We start from the raw sequence: 19,178 nt of genomic DNA on the forward strand, positions 1-19,178 counted from the left end.
GCGTGCCTTGGCCATTTATCGTCCCAAAATGAAAAATCGTGAAGCGTGCGGTTTTTCTGGAGTCATTCCTTCATGGCCAAATCAACTCCCCCGGCGAACAGCGCCTCCAGGCCTGAAGCTTCCCGACAGGCTCAAGGGCAGTTTCAAAACCATCGGCCGATACAGCATTTGAGCCTTGGCAAAACCCGGCGCATTCTCTGGAACGCGATGTTTCACAAACCGAGCAACACCCGCCCGACGGCGCCTGTGCCGGTGCAACCGCTGACACAAGCGGCGTTGATGGCAGCGCCCAACCACAGCGTCTATCGCCTGGGCCATTCCACGGTACTGCTCAAGCTGCGGGACAAATTCTGGATCACCGACCCGGTGTTCGCCGAGCGCGCCTCCCCCGTGCAGTGGGCCGGTCCCAAGCGTTTTCACCAGCCACCGATTAGCCTCGACCAATTGCCGCCCATTGAAGCGGTGATCCTGTCTCACGATCACTACGACCACCTGGACTATCAGGCAGTGCTCAAACTCGCCGACAAGACCAGGTATTTCCTCACCCCGCTGGGCGTGGGCGATACCCTGATCAAGTGGGGCATAGACGCTCGCAAAGTCCGCCAACTGGACTGGTGGCAGGGCACTGAGGTCGACGGCATCCAGTTCGTCGCCACCCCCTCGCAGCACTTTTCCGGTCGCGGCCTGTTCGACGGCAACAGCACCCTCTGGGCCTCGTGGGTGATGATCGACGGCGATACGCGGATCTTTTTCAGTGGCGACAGCGGCTACTTCGACGGCTTCAAACGCATCGGCGAACAATACGGCCCTTTCGACCTGACCCTCATGGAGACCGGCGCCTACAACGTCGACTGGCCCCATGTGCACATGCAACCTGAGCAAACCCTGCAAGCCCACCTCGACCTCAAGGGGCGCTGGCTGCTACCGATTCACAATGGCACCTTCGATTTGTCGACGCATGCCTGGTACGAGCCCTTCGACCGCGTCCTGGCCCTGGCCTGGGAACGCAATGTCTCGATCACCACGCCACGGATGGGCGAGGCGTTCAATGTGATGGCTGCGCAGCGTGGCACTGCGTGGTGGTATGAAGTCGAAGAGCAGGTCTACCAGGAGTGTTCAGGCCGTAGTTTCTAATCTGTGAAAGTCGGGTCGTAGCTCCAGTGCTAAAGTTGCGACCTCACTCAACCATCGCAAAATCCGCCCGCCCCACCGGATTCGGCGTAGACCCTTTCACATTCATCCCTCTACCCGGCGCAAACCCCGGGAAGAACACCAGCCCCTCCGATTCAAGCCGATACGCCAATGTCAGGCGAGTGACATCCAGCACATCCTGCCGCGCTTCGAAGCGCTCAATGGCCTGCACCGAAACCCCGGCTTCGCGGGACAACGCTTCCACGCTCCAGCCCAGCATCGCTCGGGCCTGGGCGCAGTGGGCCGGGGTGAATTGGAAGAGGGCGATACGTTCCAGGGTGATTTTCATCGCTTGAGAGGCCATGGGGTTCTCCGGGCTCGAGAGTACTGGTTTGAAAAATACTGTGTTTTTGTACAGTTGTTTTCGATCCGGATCAAACGCATTTTTCGATTTTTCTGTTTCGTACCCCTTGGCCAGACGGAAGGTCACTGTCTGTGTGGTGGGTATGACTAGTTCTCCAACCCCGGCGCCTCCCGCACAATAAAGTGATCCAGATTCTCGATGTTGGCGCTGAACACGCCGAACCTCTGCTCGGGGTTTTTCTTGCTTGGCACCTGCTGCAACGCAGGCTGGACGCCATAAAAGAAGCAATACAATTGCCGCCCGCTCTCGATGGCGTGCTTGATCTCCTCCAGGAACGCCTTGCGTTTGCGGTAGCTGTCGATCAGCTTCTTGCTCAGGTAAACGTTGACCGGGTACGGCTTCTTCTCGAACCAGACCTTCTGCTCGAAATCGATGCGAAAGCTCTGGGTGTAATCCTTGATCTGCTTGATCTTGCCCCAGTAAATCAGCCCCTTGTTGTCTTGCAGGTACTCGATCTTCTTGAAAAACGAGGCATAAGGCGCTGTGTGCTCGCCAATCTTCAGCGGCATGCGCTTGAGCAGCGCCTTGTCCTCGAAGTTCGACACGAAGCATTCCACCGGATGGGCGAAGACACTGGTCTTGTCCGGTGCCGGCTCGCGGCCGGGCTGCTCGACGCTGCCGACCGGCGAAGCCGCTGATGGCGCAGCTCTTTGCAGATCGGCAACCACAGTCGGGTGCGACGACTTACGCACATACTCACGCCGACTCAGCAACAATTCCGACGGGAAATGTTCCTCGCGACTGTCGTCCGTTTCCTCGCCGTCCGACGCTACAGCCGAAGGCGGGGTCTTCAGGCTCACATAAGGACAGCCTTCGACATGCCGCGTACTTGGCAGATTCTTGAAATGCGGCGTGCGCACGTAGTTCACGTTTTTGGCGTTGAACGTGCCCAACACGTTCGCCCCATCAAACGTCAGGCGACAAGTATCGTTGGGGCACTGGAAATGTTCTTTCGCGGAATCGAACGCCATCGTCTCGTCGAAATTCAGATCGCGCACGTCATAGATCGACAGTTTTTCGTCGAGGCCGAGGCAATAGGCGAGGTCGAATTTCATGCTGTTACCACTGCGCGCGATGTGAACCCAATTCAGACGCCGCCAGCGTCCACTGCACCGGGGTCCCGGTGATCTTCAGCGGCACGTGCAAGCGATGTGCCGGGCCCCATGGAGTTTGCTCGAGCAGCATTCCCTGATCGTGCGCATCTTCGGCCCGCAACGGCTCGTCGCTCCCCAGGCCATTGTCGATCAACAGCTTCGCCGTACGCGCCAACGACAGCCGCGCCGAACCACCCTGTCCGTTGTTCAAGCGTCCAGCCAACAACTTGATCGCACTGGCCGCCATCAAATAGCCGGTGGCGTGATCGAGTGCTTGCAGTGGCAAGGGCGTCGGTTTGTCCGCATGCGTAAGGTGCATACCCGTGTCAGCGATGCCGCTGCTCATCTGCACCAGGCTGTCGAAGCCACGACGGTTCTGCCACGGGCCGCTCCAGCCGTAGGCGTTGAGGCAAACGTCGATCAGGCCAGGGTTGCGTTGCTGCCGTTCAGCGACACCGTAACCCAGACGCTCCAGGGCATCGGCGCGGTAACCGTGGAGCACGATGTCGGCGTCCTTGAGCAGGCTTTCGAATACACAGCGATCGGTTTTATCGTGCAGATCCAGGCGTGCGCAACGCTTGCCCAGCGTCATCTCCGGCACCACCCCCGGTTCGATCCAGGAGGGTGGGTCGATGCGCAGTACATCAGCGCCCAGGCCCGCGAGAAAGCGGCTGGCGACGGGGCCTGCGAGCACGCGGGTCAAGTCCAGCACCTTGATCCCGGCCAGTGGTTGCGCCACCGAACCTTGCCAGGGTGTGCTGCGCGGGTTGTGGCCGGCGATGAACTGAATCAGCGGTTCGGCGTTGACCGCGAGCCCTTGCGGATGGACTTGCCACTGTTCCCAAGTGCGCATTTCGGCGGCACAGCCACCGGCATCGACCACGGCCTGCTCCAGATCGCTCTTGGACCATTGCGCCACTTTGCTTGCCACCGCCTTACGGTCGATGCAAGCGCCCAGCACGGATTCAACGGCGGCGCGGTGATGGGGTGCATTGGTGTGCAGGCGGATCCAGCCATCCTTGGCGGCGTAGTCACCGGCGATCGGGTCCCACAGCGGCGGGACTTTCCAGCCTAGCGGGCGGATCGAACTGGAGAACCAGAAGGAGGCCAGGCGCCGGTCGACTTCAAGGCCGGGCAAGCGTCCGGTTTGCTGGTGCAGCAATTCGCTGACAGCCTGGCCGGCGGCGGCGATGCTGGCGCAAGCCAGGTCGGTGACGGCAAACGCCGAGGGCAGGGCGCCGCTGGAGGTGAATGCAATAGGGGTATGCGGCATGCCGAGTTCGGCTTGAATGGACGTGAGTAAATCAGTCATCGAAGGGCCCTCCGGAACGAGAGCCCGAGCATAAATCAAAAAACGGTCATACCCGGAATTGATCCATCAATTTCATCTGCTGGGTGGTCAGGGCATTGAGCTGGCTGCTGATCTGCGCCGATTCGGTGGCTTGTCCGGTCAGGGTTTCGGTGACGGTACGGATTGCCGAAACGTTGCGGTTAACCTCTTCGGCGACCGCGCTTTGCTGTTCGGCGGCGCTGGCGATCTGCAGGTTCATGTCGCTGATTACCGTGACCGCGTCACTGATTTTGCTCAAGGCCTGGACCGCTTGCTGGATCTGCCCGGCGTTGCTGTGGGCCTGGGTCTGGCTCGAGTGCATGGTGGCGACCACGCCGCGGGTGCCGCTCTGGATGCGTTCGATCACCAGGCGAATTTCTTCCACCGAGTCCTGGGTGCGTTTGGCCAGGTTGCGCACTTCGTCGGCGACCACCGCAAAACCGCGACCGCTCTCGCCGGCACGGGCGGCTTCAATCGCCGCGTTGAGCGCCAGCAAGTTGGTCTGTTCGGCAATGCTGCGGATGACTTCCAATACCGAACCGATCTGCTCGCTGTTGACCGCCAATGCCTCGACTTCAGTCACGGCCTTGCTGACTTCGTCGGCCAGTTGATTGATGTCGCGTGTGCTGCGCTCGATGATCTGCATGCCATCGCGGGCCGACTGGTCGGCACCCTTGGCCGCGCTGGCGGCGTTCGACGCGCTGTTGGCGACATCGTGGGCGGTGGCGCTCATTTCATTGGACGCGGTGGCGACCTGGTCGATTTCGCGAAATTGCACCTGCATGCCTTCGCTGGTCTGGCGGGCGATTTCCGAAGACTGGTCGGCGGTGCCGCGCGCATCGGTAATGCTCTGCTTGATCTGCGCGATGGTCGGCTGCAGCTTGTCGAGGAAACGGTTGAACCAGCTGACCAGTTCGCCCAGTTCATCATTCTTGCTGTAGTGCAGGCGCTGGGTCAGGTCGCCGTCGCCACTGGCAATCGCCTTGAGCATTTGGGCCACGCTGTCGATCGGCCGGGTGATGCCCGTGGCTGTGAGCCAGATCAGCAGCAGACCGATCAGCCCGGCAATAATCGCCACGCCCACCGCTTTGATCGTGCCGCTCTGCTGGGCGTCGTCGAGTACCGCTTGCAGCTTTACCGAATCGGCTAGCAGCACTTGCTTGGGCAGGTCGATCACCACGGCCCACGCCTTGGCGTCGGCAATCGGACTGACCGGGTACACCGCCCGAATCAGGTCGCCCTGTTCGAGAATCTTCGGCGCACCGCTGGCGAGCAATTGCAGGATGTCCTTGCCGTCCGCACCCAGGGTGTCACCGATGCTCTTGCCCACTTTCGCCGGGTCGACACTGTATGCCGCCATCACCCCGGTGCCGGAAACGATAAGCATGTGGCCGGCGTTGTTGAACAACTCACGCTGGGAGTCGACCGCCGCCGCTTGCAGCGCGTCGAGGGCGATGTCGATACCGACCACGCCGATGGACTTGCCATCCACCAGCAACGGCACGGAAATGGTGGTCATCAACACTTCCTTGCCGCCAACGGTATCGGCATAAGGGTCGAGCAGGCAGGTGCGCTTGCTGTCCCGAGGGCAGGTGTACCAGACGTTGTAGGGCGTGCCGCTGAGGTTCAGGGTGGTTTTGGTCATGTCCTCTTCGACCATGATCGTGTTCAGCGCTTCCCCCCCGGCACGGCTCCAATAGGTCGCGAAGCGGCCGATCTCGTTGGACTGGCGGGCGGCGTCACTAACGAACTCGCTGTCTCTGCCGTCCAGGCCGTTGGGTTCGAAAGCCAGCCAGATGCCCAGCACTTTGCCGTTGCGTTCGAAGGCGGTTTTCAGGCTCTGGTTCAACTCTTCGCGCAGGGCACCGGGCTCAAGCGAACGCTTGGCGGCCATGTCGCGCATGTCCTTGATCTGGTCCGCCAGGGCGGTCACCACCGTCAGGGTTTCACCGAACGTCTTCTGCACCCGCACCGCTTGCTCGGCAGCTTTGGCCTGGAGCAGGTTCTGCACACTGTCGGTGAGCATTCTGCTGCTGGAAGCGCTGACCAGTTCATCGTTCTGATTGGTCTGGTAGAGGTTCATGCCTACTATCGATGCGACCACGCCAAGCAGGCACAGACCGGACAGCAGGACGATTTTCAGGCGGATGGACAGTGAGTCGAACATAGGGCGAGCTCGCGAATGGATGAAGGGTTGGCTGTGAGCCTTTGCGGCTCGACTCGCCAAATCCATTCAGCGCCATTCAATGCACATCGGCTTGGGGCACAGATTGCATGAGGGGGCTGCCGACGAACGGTCATGGTTGAACGTTTGCGCGGAAAAATGTGCCGAAAAGGGGACTGAAAACGGGGAATATCACGGCGAGGTTGACCGGGGTTGCGCCAGTGATTCCGGTCGCGACCAGATCCACAGATTGCCCAGGCCCATGCCGGCCATCGCCAGGTAGATCGGCCAGCCGTGATCGAGCATTACCAGCATCAACGTGGCGCATAGCAGCATGCTGACGGTGGCGCTGACCTTGGCCCGGCGCGCGATGATTTTGCCGTTGCGCCAGTTACTGAGAATGGGGCCGAACAGCCGATGGTTTTCCAGCCAGGCACTCAAGCGCGGCGAGCTTCGGGTGGCAGCCCAGGCGGCCAGCAGGATGAATTCGGTGGTCGGCAGGCCGGGTATGACGATGGCGACCAGGCCGATTGCGAGGCTGACGTAGGCCAGCAGGCCGAAGAGGAGGCGGGCGATTTTGGAGGAGGCTGGCATGGGCTCAGGGGGCGTGAGGCGGTCGGGATCTTACAGACTTGCTCGGTCCATTGTGGGAGCGAGCCTGCTCGCGAATGCGGTGTGCCAGTCGACATAAATGCCGGAGGTGCCGTCCTCTTCGCGAGCAGGCTCGCTCCCACAGGGGATGGTGTTTCTTCAGGCGAGTTCTGGGGCGTAAGCCTGCTCCAGCAATACCGTAAAGCGGTTGAAGGCATCGATGGCGCCTTTGTCCAGCTCGGCTTCTTCCTGCGTACTGAGCTCGAGCCCGTCCAGAGTCTTGACGAAGCGCTTCCAGCCTTCAGCGCGGCCACCGGCCGGTTCGCCAAGGTGGCGGGCACCGAAGGTTTCGCTCAGGCCAAGGCCCACGGCACGCTTGATCAGAAACGCCGCACCCAGCTTCGAGCCTTCGGAGACGAAGATCCAGCCCAGGGCCTGGGCCTTGGTCGGGTTCTGCAACGCACCGGCAACCGGCGCCGGCACTTCGGTGTCGAGGTCTGCCAGGTCCGCCTTGGCCGCATCGGCACGGCAACGGGCTGGCAGGTCCGGAACGATGGCCGTCAGTTCGGCGTCGTTGTACAGCGCCACCAGTTCCGACTGGAACAGGTATTGCGCCACCACGAAGCGGGCGAAACTGGCCTGGGTTGCAAAGGGTGCATGGGCTTTGACCAGTGCATCGAGCTTGCTGTGCGGCTCGTTGGTGACCTGGTTCAAGCGTTGCGAACGCAGGGTGGGGCGTTGAGCGGTGTCCTGGGTGATCATGGCAAATCCTTGGGAAAGAAGAGGCGCTTGGTAACGAGACGAATGAGCAGGTGCATGACAGTAAAAAATCCTCACCGAGCGGCTGTTACAGCGCCGCGCGGTGAGGTGCACGGGTTCAGATGTCCCAGACCAGATTGATCGCGAAGTTGCGTCCAGGCTGAGTCAGGCGATCGAGGTTGGCTGGCTGTGTGACCGAGGCTTCGCCGACGGTGTCGTAGCCGCGTACGTCATCCCACTGCCAGTACTTCTTGTCGGTCAGGTTGTACAGGCCGGCGTTGACGGTCAGGTCGTCGGTCACCTTGTAGAAGCCCGCCAGATCGAGCACGCCGTAACCCGGTGTCTTGAACTGGGTGCTGGTGCCGTCAGGGGTGTTGAAGCTGGTGCTGTCGACCCGGGTCTTGCGTTTGACCAGGGTCCAGCTCAGCAGCGCGCCGTATTTATCCTGGTCATAGCCCAGGCCGAATACACCGGTCAGCGGGTTAATGCTGTTGAGCGGCTCGCCGCTGTCATCGTTGCGACCATACAGGTAAGCCACCGAGCCCTGGGTGTAGAGGCCACTTGGCGCGCCGAAGGTATCCAGGTTCAAGCGTCCCTTGAGCTCCAGGCCCTTGATGGTGGCGTGCTTGATGTTGTTGCTCTGGAAGGTGGTCTCGGTGTAACCGGGGGTAATGGCGTTCTCGTCGATGAAGTCGCGATATTTGTTGTAGAACACCGCGACATCGAAAGTGCCGGCCTCGAACTGCCCGCGCAGGCCGGTTTCATAACTCTTGCTCTTTTCCGGTTCGAGGTCGGGATTGGGCGCGACCTGATAGCCGCCAGACAGGTTTTCGAAGCGTCCATAAAGGGCTTTGGCACTCGGCGTACGGAAACCTTCAGCGTACTGGCCATACCAGGTGTAGTTGTCGTTGAAGCGGTAGGTGGTGCCGAATTTCGGCGACAGACGATGCCAGGTCTTGGTGTCCTCGTTGACCTCGCCGTTACCGCTCTGGTCGGCCGTCGCCAGGAACTCATCGGTCAGGTGTGGCTTGAGCTGGGTGTAGTCGTAGCGCAGGCCGGGCATGAAGGTCCAGTCGTTCCAGGCGATCTGGTCCTGGGCGAACAGGCTGTAGGTGTTGATGGTCGGGTCCGGAAAGTCGCTGGCCGGGGTCAAGGTGTCGGCAGCGCTCGCAGCGCCGATGACGCGGCAAGCACCGGCTACGGTCAGGCAGGTGCCGCTACCGGTACGCAGGCCGGTGACTTTGTCCTGCTTGATGGTGGTGCCGTAAGTGACGACATGGTCCGTGTCGGCAATGGCAAACGCCTTGTCAGCCTGGGCATCGAATACCCATTGGCGGTCCTTGTAGGTGGTATCGCGGTGACGCAGCACCGTGCGCGCCGGCGCGTAGATTTCTTCGGTGCGCTGGTCGGTCTTGGCGATCTGGTAATTCAACGTCCACTTGATGCTGTCAGCCAGGAGGCTGTCCAGCGCGAAGCGGTGATCCAGGCCGAAGCGCTCGCGGGTGATGGTGTCGTTGCCGGTGCGCGATTGGTAGAAGCCGAAGCCGCTTCCTGCGTTGAACGGGCCACCCACGGCGCTCAGCTGATTGGTGTCGCGATCGTCTTTGTAGTGCTCGTAAGTCAAGCCAAAGCGCGCATCGTCGGCGTAGTTCCAGCCCAACTTGGCCAGTACGTTGGTGGTGCGCACGTCCTCGGGGTTGGCTTCAGTGCGGTCCAGGCCGGTTCCACCAGTCTCGCCGTAGGACTCCGTTTCATGGCCGTTGCGCTGGCTGAGGTGCAACAGACCGTCGAAGTCGCCGGTGCGCCCGGCCACGGTGCCGGAGGTGAGCCAGCTGTCATCGGCCGAGCTGTAGCCGGTCTTGAGGCGTGCACCGACGTCCTGGCCTGGCTTGATGATGTCGTCCGGGTCCAGCGTGTAGTAGCTGACCGCGCCACCAATGGCGCTGCTGCCATACAGCACCGAAGCCGGACCGCGCAGGATTTCCACGCGCTTGACGATTTCCGGGTCGACATAGTTGCGGTTGGTCTGAGCGTACGGACCATTGAAAAAGCCGTCGGGGACCTGGACACCGTCGACCTGGGTCAACACGCGGTCACCGTCGATGCCGCGAATGTTGTAGCCGGAAAGGCCCGCGCGGGTTCCGGTGCCGCCTACCGACACGCCCGGTTCGTAGCGCACCAGATCCTTGATGCTGTTGACGTTGTTGTGGTCGAGCTCTTCGCGGGTGTGGACGGTGACGGTGCTGGGCACGCTGCTCACGTCCTGTTCCTGGCGCGTGGCGCTGATAGTCACCTGTTGCAGGTTGAGCGTGCCGGCATAATTGCGCGGCTCGAGAATAATGTTGTTGGTGCTCAGGATGCGATAGCTCAGGTTGGTCCCCACCAACAGGCGCTCAAGGGCTTTTTCCGGCGGCAGCGATCCGCGCACGCCCGGTGAGTCCATGCCTTGCGCCAGTTCGGCCGAGAAGCCGACCTGCCAGCCGGTCACGGCGGTAAACGCATTGAGTGCCGACACCAGTGACTGTGGCGCAATGGTGAACGCGTAATCGCCCATTTTGCGCGCCGGCTGCTCGGAGGCCGTGGCGGCCATGACCGGCGCAGCACCGGCCATCAGGATGGCGGCGGTCAGCAGCGACAGTACGCGGGAAGGTGAAGTGGCTGGGCGGGTAAGGCGAGAGGACATCGATAGCGCTCCGTGTCGCACGAATCTTTATAGGTGCTGATTGGCATTCATAGAGATGCGAATCAATTGCATTGGCTATAACGAGACGTACGAGCTTTGGCTATCGAGTAAAAATAATTCTCATTTAGTTCAGGATGACCAGCGCAGGGTATTCCTTGAGCTGTGCCGAGGTGATGTGAGCCAGCGAGCGGACCACGTCCAGCGGCTGATCGAGACGGTAATTTCCGGTCACGGCGACATTCGCCAACTGCTCGTTGTTGTTGATGATCCAGCCCGGATAGTAGCGACGAAGCTCCGCCAGCACCTGGTTCAGCGGGCAGTTTTCGAACACCAGCCGACCCTGCACCCAAGCCAGATCGGTGGCGGCATCCAGTTTGGCCGGGCGGTCGAAACCGTTAGGGCCGATGCGGATACTTTCCCCGGCTGTCAGACGCACCTGCGCATCATCGCGGGTGGCGCGCAAATCGACATCCCCACGCTGCACCCTAACCTGTGTCACGCCGTCGAGATAACGCACGGCAAATGCCGTATCTCGGACACTCGCCGTGACCAGACCCGCGTCGATCTCCAGCGGCAGACCGCGATGAGGCTGGACTTCGAAAAACGCCTCGCCCTTATACAGGCGGGCCACGCGCTTCTGATCGTTGATGGTGCTGGAAAATGCCGAATTGGTGTTGAGCAGGACTTTCGAGCCGTCCTCCAGTTGCAGGCGCTGGCGTTCCCCGACCACGGTCAGGTGATCGGCCTGCAGGCGCATCGGCAGATTGCTGAAGCTGAACAATCCGAGGATCAGCACGGCGGCTGTGGCCAACGGCTTCCAGTGCGGGCGCAGGCGCGACAGCACGGTGACTTTTGCTGGCCGCGCCGCCAGGCTTTGCGCGCATTGCGCGACTTGCACACCGTTCCAGATCGCCTGGGCCTTGGCGAACGCCTCGGCGTGCGCCGGGTCGGCTGCGAGCCATTGGTGGAATTGGCGGGTCTGTTCTTCGCTCGGGCTGTCCAGCACGATCAACCAGTCCAGGGCCTGGTCCATCGCCTCGGCAGTGACCTGCGCCGGTGAGGGCGAAGGGGAGCGGTGGGTGTCCGTCACGGTGTTTCCTCGGCGTGTCTGTTGAGGAGCAGTTTCAAGCTACAAGCTACAAGCTGCAAGTACGGTTAGGCGTTCGGCTCGCCGTTTTTCGCTTGTGGCTTGTAGCTTGAAGCTTGCAGCTGCCTCTCTGCGACGCCGATGCAGATGGTCATGATCAGCTTCAGCTCCTTCTGCACCGTACTGAGCGAGACGCCGAGTTTCTCGGCGATCTCCAGATAGCTGTGGCCGTGCAGGCGGCTGAGGATGAAAATCTGCTGCTGGCGGGCGCTGAGTTGACTGAGGCGCACATTCAAACGCTCGAGCAGTTGTTCGGCATGGGCGGCGTCCTCGGCGCTGCTGGCGGGGGCGGCGACGCTTTCCACAACCTCCAGTGGCACATCGTCGACCATGGTTCGCGAGTGGATGCGCCGCGCACGCAAATGGTCCAGCGCCAGGTTGCGGGCGGTCTGGAAAACAAAGGGTTCCAGGTGATCGATGGCCCGCTCGCTGAGCGCACGAGTCACGCGCAGGTAGGTCTCCTGCAAGAGGTCTTCGGCGGTGCTGTGATTGTTGACCATCCGCTCCAGCGTACGCAGCAGAGAGATTCGCTGGGTGATGAAGACGTCGTTGAAGCGCGATTGACTCACGGGAGGACCTGATCCATTTCGAGCTAATGATAATGCTTATCATCCGCTCGAGGGGTCAAGTATTGATTTGTGAAGGTTTATGCCCGACCCTGCAAATACATTGCGTAATCCGGAATCCGATGCCCGTGCGCCTGATCCATCAGCGGGCTGCTGAGCAGGTAGTCGGCACTGCATTCGTTGCACGCCACCGGGATGTTCCAGACCGCTGCGACCCGTAGCAATGCCTTGATGTCGGGGTCGTGTGGCTGTGGTTCGAACGGGTCCCAGAAGAACACCAGCATGTCGACCCGTTGCTCGGCGATTCGCGCGCCGAGCTGCTGGTCACCGCCCAACGGGCCACTGATCATGCTCTCCACGGGCAGGTCCAGGCGTTGTTGCAACAACAATCCGGTGGTGCCGGTGGCGACCAGTTCATGCTGAGCCAGTTGGTCTTTGTGCCGCTCGGCCCATTCCAGCAGAAACACTTTGCAGTGGTCATGGGCGACCAGGGCGATGCGCTTGCGCGCCGCGATGGTCTTTTGGGTAAAGCTGATACCGATCATGGGTGCTCCAAAGGCGAAAACGATCTCGATGACGCCATCACTTTGTAGGAGCGAGGCTTGCCCGCGAACCAGACGCTGCGGTGTGTCTGTAATACCGCGTTATCGTTTTTCGCCGGCAAGCCTGGCTCCTACGGAATCGGGTGTGACGTGCAGAATTATTCCGCGTTGCACAGCGCCAGGCAGTTATCGAGCATGCGGTTGGAGAAGCCCCATTCGTTGTCGTACCAGGCCAGCACCTTGAGCAGCTTGCCGCTGGACTTGGTGTGGTTGGCGTCGAAGATCGACGACAGCGGGTTGTGGTTGAAGTCGCTGGAGACCAGCGGCAAGGTGTTGTAGCCGAGGATTTTCGAGTGCTGGGCGGCTTGCTTGAGCAGTTCGTTGACTTCTTCCTTCGATGCTTCGCGCTTAAGCTGCACGGTCAGGTCGACCAGGGAGACGTTGATCACCGGCACGCGCACCGCCATGCCAGTCAGTTTGCCCGCCAGTTCCGGCAGCACCAGGCCGACCGCTTCGGCAGCCCCGGTCTTGCTCGGGATCATGTTCTGGGTGGCCGAACGGGCGCGGTACGGGTCGCTGTGGTAGACGTCGGTCAGGTTCTGGTCATTGGTGTAGGCATGGATGGTGGTCATCAGGCCGCTTTCGATGCCCAGTTCGCGGTGCAACACCTGGGCCACCGGGGCCAGGCAGTTGGTGGTGCACGAGGCGTTTGAAATAATCTGGTGCGACTGGCGCAGAATGTCGTGGTTGACCCCGTACACCACGGTGGCGTCGGCGCCTGTGGCCGGGGCCGAGATGATCACTTTGCGTGCACCGGCCGTAATATGTGCGGCGGCTTTGGCGCGGTCGGTGAACAGACCGGTGCATTCGAACACCACATCAATCTTTTCTGCGGCCCAGGGCAGGTCGGCCGGATTGCGGATGGCGCTGACCGAAATGCGGTCGCCGTTAACGGTCAGGCTCTCCTGATCATGCTGGACATCGGCTTCGAACGTGCCGTGAACCGTGTCGTACTTGAGCAAGTGCGCATTGATTGCGCTGTCACCCAGGTCGTTGATGGCGACGATCTGCAAATCCTGGCGATAGCCTTGGGTATAGAGTGCTCGGAGGACGTTACGACCAATACGGCCAAAACCATTGATTGCGATTCGTAGAGTCATTTATCAGCGCCGCCGTCGTTTTGTTGTTGGAATTACAAGATTATTCGCAAAAAAATAGAAAACAAGCCTTTTTAATGGCAATATTTTGTTCAATCTACAACGAGTGACCTGAATCAACTGGTCCAACCGATCAAGAAAACCGTCTGTCATCCCATCGACACCGGCTTTTGATCAGCATAGACAATCAGGTCGCCACATCCGTTAGCCTGGAGTTCTACACATGCATCCCCGCGTCCTTGAGGTCACCGAACGGCTTATCGCCCGCAGTCGCGCCACGCGTGAGGCTTACCTTGCACTGATTCGCGATGCCGCCAGCGACGGCCCGATGCGCGGCAAGCTGCAATGCGCCAACTTCGCCCACGGCGTGGCCGGTTGCGGCAGCGACGACAAGAACAGCCTGCGGATGATGAACTCCGCCAACATCGCAATTGTTTCGTCATATAACGACATGCTCTCGGCGCACCAGCCGTACGAAGTCTTTCCTGAGCTGATCAAAAAAGCCCTGCGCGAAATCGGCTCCGTCGGCCAGTTCGCCGGCGGCACCCCGGCCATGTGCGATGGCGTGACCCAGGGCGAGCCGGGCATGGAGCTGAGCCTGCCGAGCCGCGAAGTGATCGCGCTGTCCACCGCCGTGGCGTTGTCCCACAACATGTTTGACGGCGCGCTCATGCTCGGCATCTGCGACAAGATCGTCCCGGGCCTGATGATGGGCGCGCTGCGCTTCGGTCATCTGCCGATGATCTTCGTGCCGGGCGGGCCGATGGTGTCGGGTATTTCCAACAAGCAGAAAGCCGACGTGCGCCAGCGCTACGCCGAAGGCAAGGCCAGTCGCGAAGAGCTGCTGGAGTCGGAAATGAACTCCTATCACAGCCCCGGCACCTGCACCTTCTACGGCACCGCCAACACCAACCAGTTGCTGATGGAAGTCATGGGCCTGCATTTGCCGGGCGCTTCCTTCGTCAACCCGAACACGCCGTTGCGTGACGCCCTGACTCGCGAAGCGGCGCATCAGGTAACGCGTATTACCAAACAGAACGGCGACTACCTGCCGATCGGCGAAATCGTCGATGAGCGTTCGTTGGTCAACTCCATCGTCGCCCTGCACGCCACCGGCGGCTCGACCAACCACACCTTGCACATGCCGGCGATCGCCATGGCGGCAGGTATCCAGCTGACCTGGCAGGACATGGCCGACCTCTCCGAGGTGGTGCCGACCCTGAGCCACGTCTACCCGAACGGCAAAGCCGACATCAACCACTTCCAGGCCGCGGGCGGCATGTCGTTCCTGATCCGCGAACTGCTGGATGCCGGCTTGCTCCACGAAAACGTCAACACCGTGCTGGGCCACGGGCTGCGCCGCTACACCATGGAGCCGTTCCTCGATAACGGCGAACTGGTCTGGCGCGAAGGCATCACCGAAAGTCTCGACGAAAGCATCCTGCGTCCGGTCGCCCGGGCGTTCTCGCCAGAGGGCGGTTTGCGTGTGATGGAAGGCAACCTCGGTCGCGGCGTGATGAAGGTTTCGGCCGTGGCATTGGAAAACCAGATCGTCGAAGCGCCGGCCATGGTGTTCCAGGATCAGCAGGACCTGGCCGATGCGTTCAAGGCCGGTTTGCTGGAGAAGGATTTTGTCGCGGTGATGCGCTTCCAGGGCCCGCGTTCCAATGGCATGCCGGAACTGCACAAGATGACACCGTTCCTCGGCGTGCTGCAGGATCGCGGCTTCAAGGTTGCACTGGTCACCGATGGGCGCATGTCCGGTGCGTCGGGGAAAATCCCGGCGGCCATCCACGTCAGCCCTGAAGCTTACGTGGGCGGACCTTTGGCGCGGGTGCAAGAGGGCGATATCATCCGCGTCGATGGCGTCAAAGGCACCCTGGAGCTTAAGGTGGACGCCGAAGAATTCGCAGCGCGCACGCCGGCCAAGGGCCTGTTGGGCAACAACATCGGCACCGGTCGCGAACTGTTTGGTTTCATGCGCATGGCCTTCAGCTCGGCAGAGCAGGGGGCCAGCGCCTTCACTTCTGCCCTGGAGACGCTTAATTGAAACTGGCTTTGGTCGGTGACATCGGTGGCACCAACGCACGGTTCGCGTTGTGGAAAAACCAGCAGCTGGAATCGGTCCAGGTGCTGGCGACGGCCGACCACGCCAGCCCGGAAGAGGCAATCAGCCTCTACCTGAGCGGGCTGGGTTTGGCGCCGGGTTCGATCGGCTCGGTGTGCCTGTCGGTGGCAGGCCCCGTGAGTGGCGACGAATTCAAGTTCACCAACAATCACTGGCGCCTGAGCCGCAAGGGATTTTGCGAGACCTTGCAGGTGGAGCAGTTGTTGCTGGTCAACGACTTCTCGGCCATGGCCCTGGGCATGACCCGTTTGCAGCCGGGCGAATTCCGCGTGGTGTGCGAAGGCACGCCGGAGCCGTTGCGCCCGGCGGTGGTGATTGGCCCGGGCACTGGTTTGGGTGTCGGCACTTTGCTTGATCTCGGTGAGGGGCGTTTTGCCGCGCTGCCGGGGGAGGGCGGTCACGTCGATCTGCCGCTGAGCAGTCCGCGCGAGACTCAACTGTGGCAGCACATCTTCAACGAGATCGGGCATGTCAGCGCCGAGACGGCGTTGAGCGGCGGCGGCTTGCCCCGAGTCTATCGGGCGATTTGTGCTGTGGACGGTCATGAGCCAGTGCTGGAAACCCCGGAGGCGATTACGGCTGCCGGGTTGGCGGGCGACCCGATTGCCCTGGAAGTGCTTGAACAGTTCTGTTGCTGGCTTGGTCGCGTGGCTGGCAACAACGTGCTGACCACCGGTGCGCGCGGTGGTGTGTACATCGTTGGCGGGGTGATTCCGCGCTTCGCCGATTTCTTCCTCGAAAGTGGTTTCGCCAGGTGCTTTGCCGACAAGGGTTGCATGAGCGATTACTTCAAGGGGATCCCGGTGTGGCTGGTGACGGCGCCGTATTCCGGGTTGGTTGGTGCGGGGGTAGCGCTGGAGCAGACCTGACACCGAGTCGCCCCATTCGCGAGCAGGCTCGCTCCCACAGGATTGTCGACAACCTTGTGGGAGCGAGCCTGCTCGCGAAGAGGCCCGCACAGACACCAAAGATTTACGCTCGATCAGGCATAATCCGCCCAATTCAAACAACAAGGACGCCGCCCGTGAGCTCAGTCAACAAGTCGATTTTGTTGGTCGATGACGATCAAGAGATACGCGAGTTGCTGGACACCTACCTGACCCGCGCCGGTTTCCAGGTGCGTACCACGCCCGATGGCGCAGGTTTTCGCCAGGCCCTCAACGAGGCCCCCAGCGACCTGGTGATCCTTGACGTGATGCTGCCGGACGAAGACGGTTTCAGCCTGTGTCGCTGGATTCGCCAGCACCCGCGCCAGTCGCAGGTGCCGATCATCATGCTCACCGCCAGCTCCGACGAGGCCGACCGGGTCATCGGCCTGGAACTGGGGGCCGACGACTACCTTGGCAAACCTTTCAGCCCCCGCGAATTGCAGGCGCGCATCAAGGCCTTGCTGCGCCGGGCGCAGTTCGGTCAGGAGCGCTCCGGCAGCGAAGTGCTGGCCTTCGATGACTGGCGCCTGGATATGGTCAGTCACCGCCTGTTTCACATTGATGGCGAAGAGGTGATTCTGTCCGGTGCCGACTTCGCCCTGTTGAAGCTGTTTCTCGATCACCCGCAGGAAATCCTCGACCGCGATACGATCGGCAACGCCACCCGTGGCCGGGATCTGATGCCGCTTGACCGCATCGTCGACATGGCGGTCAGTCGTTTGCGCCAGCGCTTGCGCGATACGGAAAAACCACCGCGACTGATTCGCACCGTACGGGGCAGCGGCTATCAGTTGGCAGCCAGTGTGGTTGCCTCCAATGGTCACTGATTTTTTGCGCAAGCTTGCCGGCCGCGTGCCGGTGCCGCGCTCGCTGCTCGGGCGCATGTTGCTGCTGACGTTACTCGCGGTGTTGTTCGCCCAGACATTGTCGAGCGTGATCTGGGTCTCCCAATTGCGTGCGACCCAGCTTGAGGGCCTGGTCACCAGCGCGCGCAGCCTCGCTCACTCAATGAACGCCAGCGTCAGTTACCTGCGCTCGTTGCCGGTGGCGTATCGCCCGTTGGTGCTCGACCAGCTGCGCAGTATGGGCGGCACGCGGTTCGTGGTGACGCTCAATGACAAACCCTTGGGCATGGAAGTGTTGCCGATCACGCCACGCAAAGAGGCGGTGATCAAGGCGGTGGATCAGGTGCTGCGCCAGTCCCTCGGGCAGGACACCGACATCTCGGTGACCTTTGTCAGCCCCGAAGACCTGCGGATCTTCAATGGCGGTCTCAAGCTCGACGAACTGCCGCGCTCCTGGGCGCACTACGCGTTGACCCTGGAGCCGGTGAACCCGCCGGTGCTGGTCACGCAGATCCAGATGGCGCCGGGAGAATGGCTGTACATCGCCTCGCTGTTGCCCGAACCCTACACCAGCCTCGAAGAACAGGGCCTGCCAGCGCAGCAAGTGTGGTTCATCGTGCTCACCAGCGGCTTTTTGCTGTTGTTCATCGGCCTGCTGGTGCACTGGCAAAGCCGGCCGCTCAAACGCTTGGCGCGGGCGGCGCGGGACCTGTCACTGGGTGCCGACGTCGAGCCGGTGGCCGAAGGCGGCGGCAGTGAAGTGGTCGAAGTCGGCCGCGCCTTCAACACCATGCGCGAGCGCATCAGCCGCTACCTGACCGAACGCAGCCAGTTGTTCAGCGCGATTTCCCACGACTTGCGCACCCCCATCACCCGCTTGCGACTGCGCGTCGAGTTGTTGGAAGACGAAAAGCTGCAAGCCAAGTTCGGTCGCGATCTGGATGAGCTGGAGCTGCTGGTCAAGGGCGCACTGCAATGTGTGAAAGACACCGACATCCACGAGAACATCGAGCAGGTGGACCTCAATCATGTGCTTGAGTGTCTGGTGGAGCCGTACCTGTCACCCAACGGTAACGGCCGCGTGACCCAGCAAGGACGTGCCCTGGCGGCCTATCCGGGCAAACCGCTGGCGCTCAAGCGTTGCATAGGCAACCTGATCGACAACGCCTTGAAGTACGGACAGAACGCCCACCTGCACATCGATGATGACGACAGTGCGTTCGTCCTGCATGTCGATGATGAAGGGCCGGGGGTTCCCGAGCAGCGGCTGGAGCAGGTGTTCGAGCCGCACTTTCGTTTGGCCGGGCAGCAGCAGGGGTATGGATTGGGCTTGGGGATTGCGCGCAATATTGCCCATAGCCATGGCGGTGAAGTGAGCCTGCAGAATTTGCGTGAGGGCGGGTTGCGGGTGACCCTTCAATTGCCCCGCAGTGTTGACTAAAACTGTGGCGAGGGGATTTATCCCCGTTGGGCGGCGAAGCCACCCCAAAGTCTGCAATTGAGGTGTATCAGGTAAACCGAGTGCAATGGTTTTGCGACTGCTGCGCAGCCGAGCGGGGCGGTGCGACGTTTCGCTAAATCCCCTCGCCACAATTCGGGGGTGATTGTCACAACTTGGTGACATAACTCGCCCCCTTCGTTACAAGCCCGCCACCGCCCGTTGTTTAGACTGCCCCTCAGTCATAACA

16 protein-coding genes and 1 pseudogene are annotated in these 19,178 nt (G+C 61.2%); 5 read left to right on the plus strand and 12 right to left on the minus strand.

The genetic code is table 11. From position 1 onward, the window contains the following. Window positions 1-72: 72 nt before the first annotated feature. Complete coding sequence (locus ACA054_RS06325) at window positions 73-1,134, plus strand: MBL fold metallo-hydrolase (protein WP_497688640.1); 1,062 nt, start codon at window positions 73-75, stop codon at window positions 1,132-1,134. 43 nt (window positions 1,135-1,177) lie between these two features. Here the strand turns inward: ACA054_RS06325 and ACA054_RS06330 are convergent, their stop codons facing one another. The 12 genes and pseudogenes from ACA054_RS06330 to gap all read right to left on the minus strand — a co-directional run bounded on the left by ACA054_RS06330 (window position 1,178) and on the right by gap (window position 13,591). Beyond that, entirely contained in the window at window positions 1,178-1,495 is a 318-nt protein-coding gene (locus tag ACA054_RS06330; RefSeq protein WP_497638283.1) for a helix-turn-helix domain-containing protein, read from the minus strand. A 146-nt stretch (window positions 1,496-1,641) separates the two neighbouring features. Beyond that, the gene (locus tag ACA054_RS06335; RefSeq protein ID WP_497688641.1) at window positions 1,642-2,610 is read right to left on the minus strand and encodes a hypothetical protein; all 969 of its coding nucleotides are present in this window, start codon (window positions 2,608-2,610) and stop codon (window positions 1,642-1,644) included. A gap of 4 nt (window positions 2,611-2,614) precedes the next feature. Continuing rightward, window positions 2,615-3,961: a CoA transferase gene (locus ACA054_RS06340; protein ID WP_497688642.1), complete on the minus strand. Its 1,347-nt coding sequence runs from the start codon at window positions 3,959-3,961 to the stop codon at window positions 2,615-2,617. Between the two features lie 46 nt (window positions 3,962-4,007). Beyond that, complete coding sequence (locus tag ACA054_RS06345; RefSeq protein ID WP_497639870.1) at window positions 4,008-4,763, minus strand: methyl-accepting chemotaxis protein; 756 nt, start codon at window positions 4,761-4,763, stop codon at window positions 4,008-4,010. A 102-nt stretch (window positions 4,764-4,865) separates the two neighbouring features. Next, a pseudogene (locus ACA054_RS06350) lies at window positions 4,866-6,212 on the minus strand (methyl-accepting chemotaxis protein); the annotation flags it as partial. Between the two features lie 123 nt (window positions 6,213-6,335). Further along, entirely contained in the window at window positions 6,336-6,737 is a 402-nt protein-coding gene (locus ACA054_RS06355; protein WP_497688643.1) for a YbaN family protein, read from the minus strand. 156 nt (window positions 6,738-6,893) lie between these two features. Next, on the minus strand, window positions 6,894-7,496 hold the full coding sequence (locus ACA054_RS06360) for a biliverdin-producing heme oxygenase (RefSeq protein ID WP_497688644.1): 603 nt from the start codon (window positions 7,494-7,496) through the stop codon (window positions 6,894-6,896). 115 nt (window positions 7,497-7,611) lie between these two features. Next, complete coding sequence (locus tag ACA054_RS06365) at window positions 7,612-10,176, minus strand: TonB-dependent receptor (RefSeq protein WP_497688645.1); 2,565 nt, start codon at window positions 10,174-10,176, stop codon at window positions 7,612-7,614. Window positions 10,177-10,300: 124 nt separating this feature from the next. Then, the gene (locus tag ACA054_RS06370; protein WP_497688646.1) at window positions 10,301-11,266 is read right to left on the minus strand and encodes a FecR family protein; all 966 of its coding nucleotides are present in this window, start codon (window positions 11,264-11,266) and stop codon (window positions 10,301-10,303) included. A gap of 65 nt (window positions 11,267-11,331) precedes the next feature. Continuing rightward, the gene (locus ACA054_RS06375) at window positions 11,332-11,892 is read right to left on the minus strand and encodes an RNA polymerase sigma factor (RefSeq protein ID WP_497688647.1); all 561 of its coding nucleotides are present in this window, start codon (window positions 11,890-11,892) and stop codon (window positions 11,332-11,334) included. 77 nt (window positions 11,893-11,969) lie between these two features. Continuing rightward, complete coding sequence (locus tag ACA054_RS06380) at window positions 11,970-12,434, minus strand: methylglyoxal synthase (RefSeq protein WP_497688648.1); 465 nt, start codon at window positions 12,432-12,434, stop codon at window positions 11,970-11,972. 155 nt (window positions 12,435-12,589) lie between these two features. Then, the gene (gap, locus tag ACA054_RS06385) at window positions 12,590-13,591 is read right to left on the minus strand and encodes a type I glyceraldehyde-3-phosphate dehydrogenase (protein ID WP_497688649.1); all 1,002 of its coding nucleotides are present in this window, start codon (window positions 13,589-13,591) and stop codon (window positions 12,590-12,592) included. A 220-nt stretch (window positions 13,592-13,811) separates the two neighbouring features. On the opposite strand from gap, the gene edd reads away from it, so the two are divergent. The 4 genes from edd (at window position 13,812) to ACA054_RS06405 (ending at window position 18,931) form a co-directional block, all read left to right on the plus strand. Next, on the plus strand, window positions 13,812-15,638 hold the full coding sequence (gene edd / locus ACA054_RS06390; protein ID WP_020797044.1) for a phosphogluconate dehydratase: 1,827 nt from the start codon (window positions 13,812-13,814) through the stop codon (window positions 15,636-15,638). Next, window positions 15,635-16,585: a glucokinase gene (locus ACA054_RS06395; protein WP_497688650.1), complete on the plus strand. Its 951-nt coding sequence runs from the start codon at window positions 15,635-15,637 to the stop codon at window positions 16,583-16,585. The genes edd and ACA054_RS06395 overlap by 4 nt, the downstream gene beginning before the upstream one ends. Window positions 16,586-16,740: 155 nt before the next feature. Further along, window positions 16,741-17,472 carry a response regulator gene (locus ACA054_RS06400; RefSeq protein WP_020797042.1) on the plus strand — a complete coding sequence of 244 codons (732 nt, stop codon included), beginning with the start codon at window positions 16,741-16,743 and terminating at the stop codon, window positions 17,470-17,472. Further along, window positions 17,462-18,931: an ATP-binding protein gene (locus ACA054_RS06405; protein ID WP_497688651.1), complete on the plus strand. Its 1,470-nt coding sequence runs from the start codon at window positions 17,462-17,464 to the stop codon at window positions 18,929-18,931. Before ACA054_RS06400 ends, ACA054_RS06405 begins: the two co-directional genes overlap by 11 nt. Window positions 18,932-19,178: the final 247 nt, after the last annotated feature.

This window comes from Pseudomonas sp. LBUM1653, assembly GCF_059716115.1.

Coding starts and splice junctions, on each gene's coding strand:
- ACA054_RS06325 (WP_497688640.1), top strand. CDS start 73: ATGGCCAAATCAACTCCCCCGGCGAACAGCGCCTCCAGGCCTGAAGCT.
- ACA054_RS06330 (WP_497638283.1), bottom strand. CDS start 1,495: ATGGCCTCTCAAGCGATGAAAATCACCCTGGAACGTATCGCCCTCTTC.
- ACA054_RS06335 (WP_497688641.1), bottom strand. CDS start 2,610: ATGAAATTCGACCTCGCCTATTGCCTCGGCCTCGACGAAAAACTGTCG.
- ACA054_RS06340 (WP_497688642.1), bottom strand. CDS start 3,961: ATGACTGATTTACTCACGTCCATTCAAGCCGAACTCGGCATGCCGCAT.
- ACA054_RS06345 (WP_497639870.1), bottom strand. CDS start 4,763: ATGCAGGTGCAATTTCGCGAAATCGACCAGGTCGCCACCGCGTCCAAT.
- ACA054_RS06355 (WP_497688643.1), bottom strand. CDS start 6,737: ATGCCAGCCTCCTCCAAAATCGCCCGCCTCCTCTTCGGCCTGCTGGCC.
- ACA054_RS06360 (WP_497688644.1), bottom strand. CDS start 7,496: ATGATCACCCAGGACACCGCTCAACGCCCCACCCTGCGTTCGCAACGC.
- ACA054_RS06365 (WP_497688645.1), bottom strand. CDS start 10,176: ATGTCCTCTCGCCTTACCCGCCCAGCCACTTCACCTTCCCGCGTACTG.
- ACA054_RS06380 (WP_497688648.1), bottom strand. CDS start 12,434: ATGATCGGTATCAGCTTTACCCAAAAGACCATCGCGGCGCGCAAGCGC.
- gap (WP_497688649.1), bottom strand. CDS start 13,591: ATGACTCTACGAATCGCAATCAATGGTTTTGGCCGTATTGGTCGTAAC.
- edd (WP_020797044.1), top strand. CDS start 13,812: ATGCATCCCCGCGTCCTTGAGGTCACCGAACGGCTTATCGCCCGCAGT.
- ACA054_RS06405 (WP_497688651.1), top strand. CDS start 17,462: ATGGTCACTGATTTTTTGCGCAAGCTTGCCGGCCGCGTGCCGGTGCCG.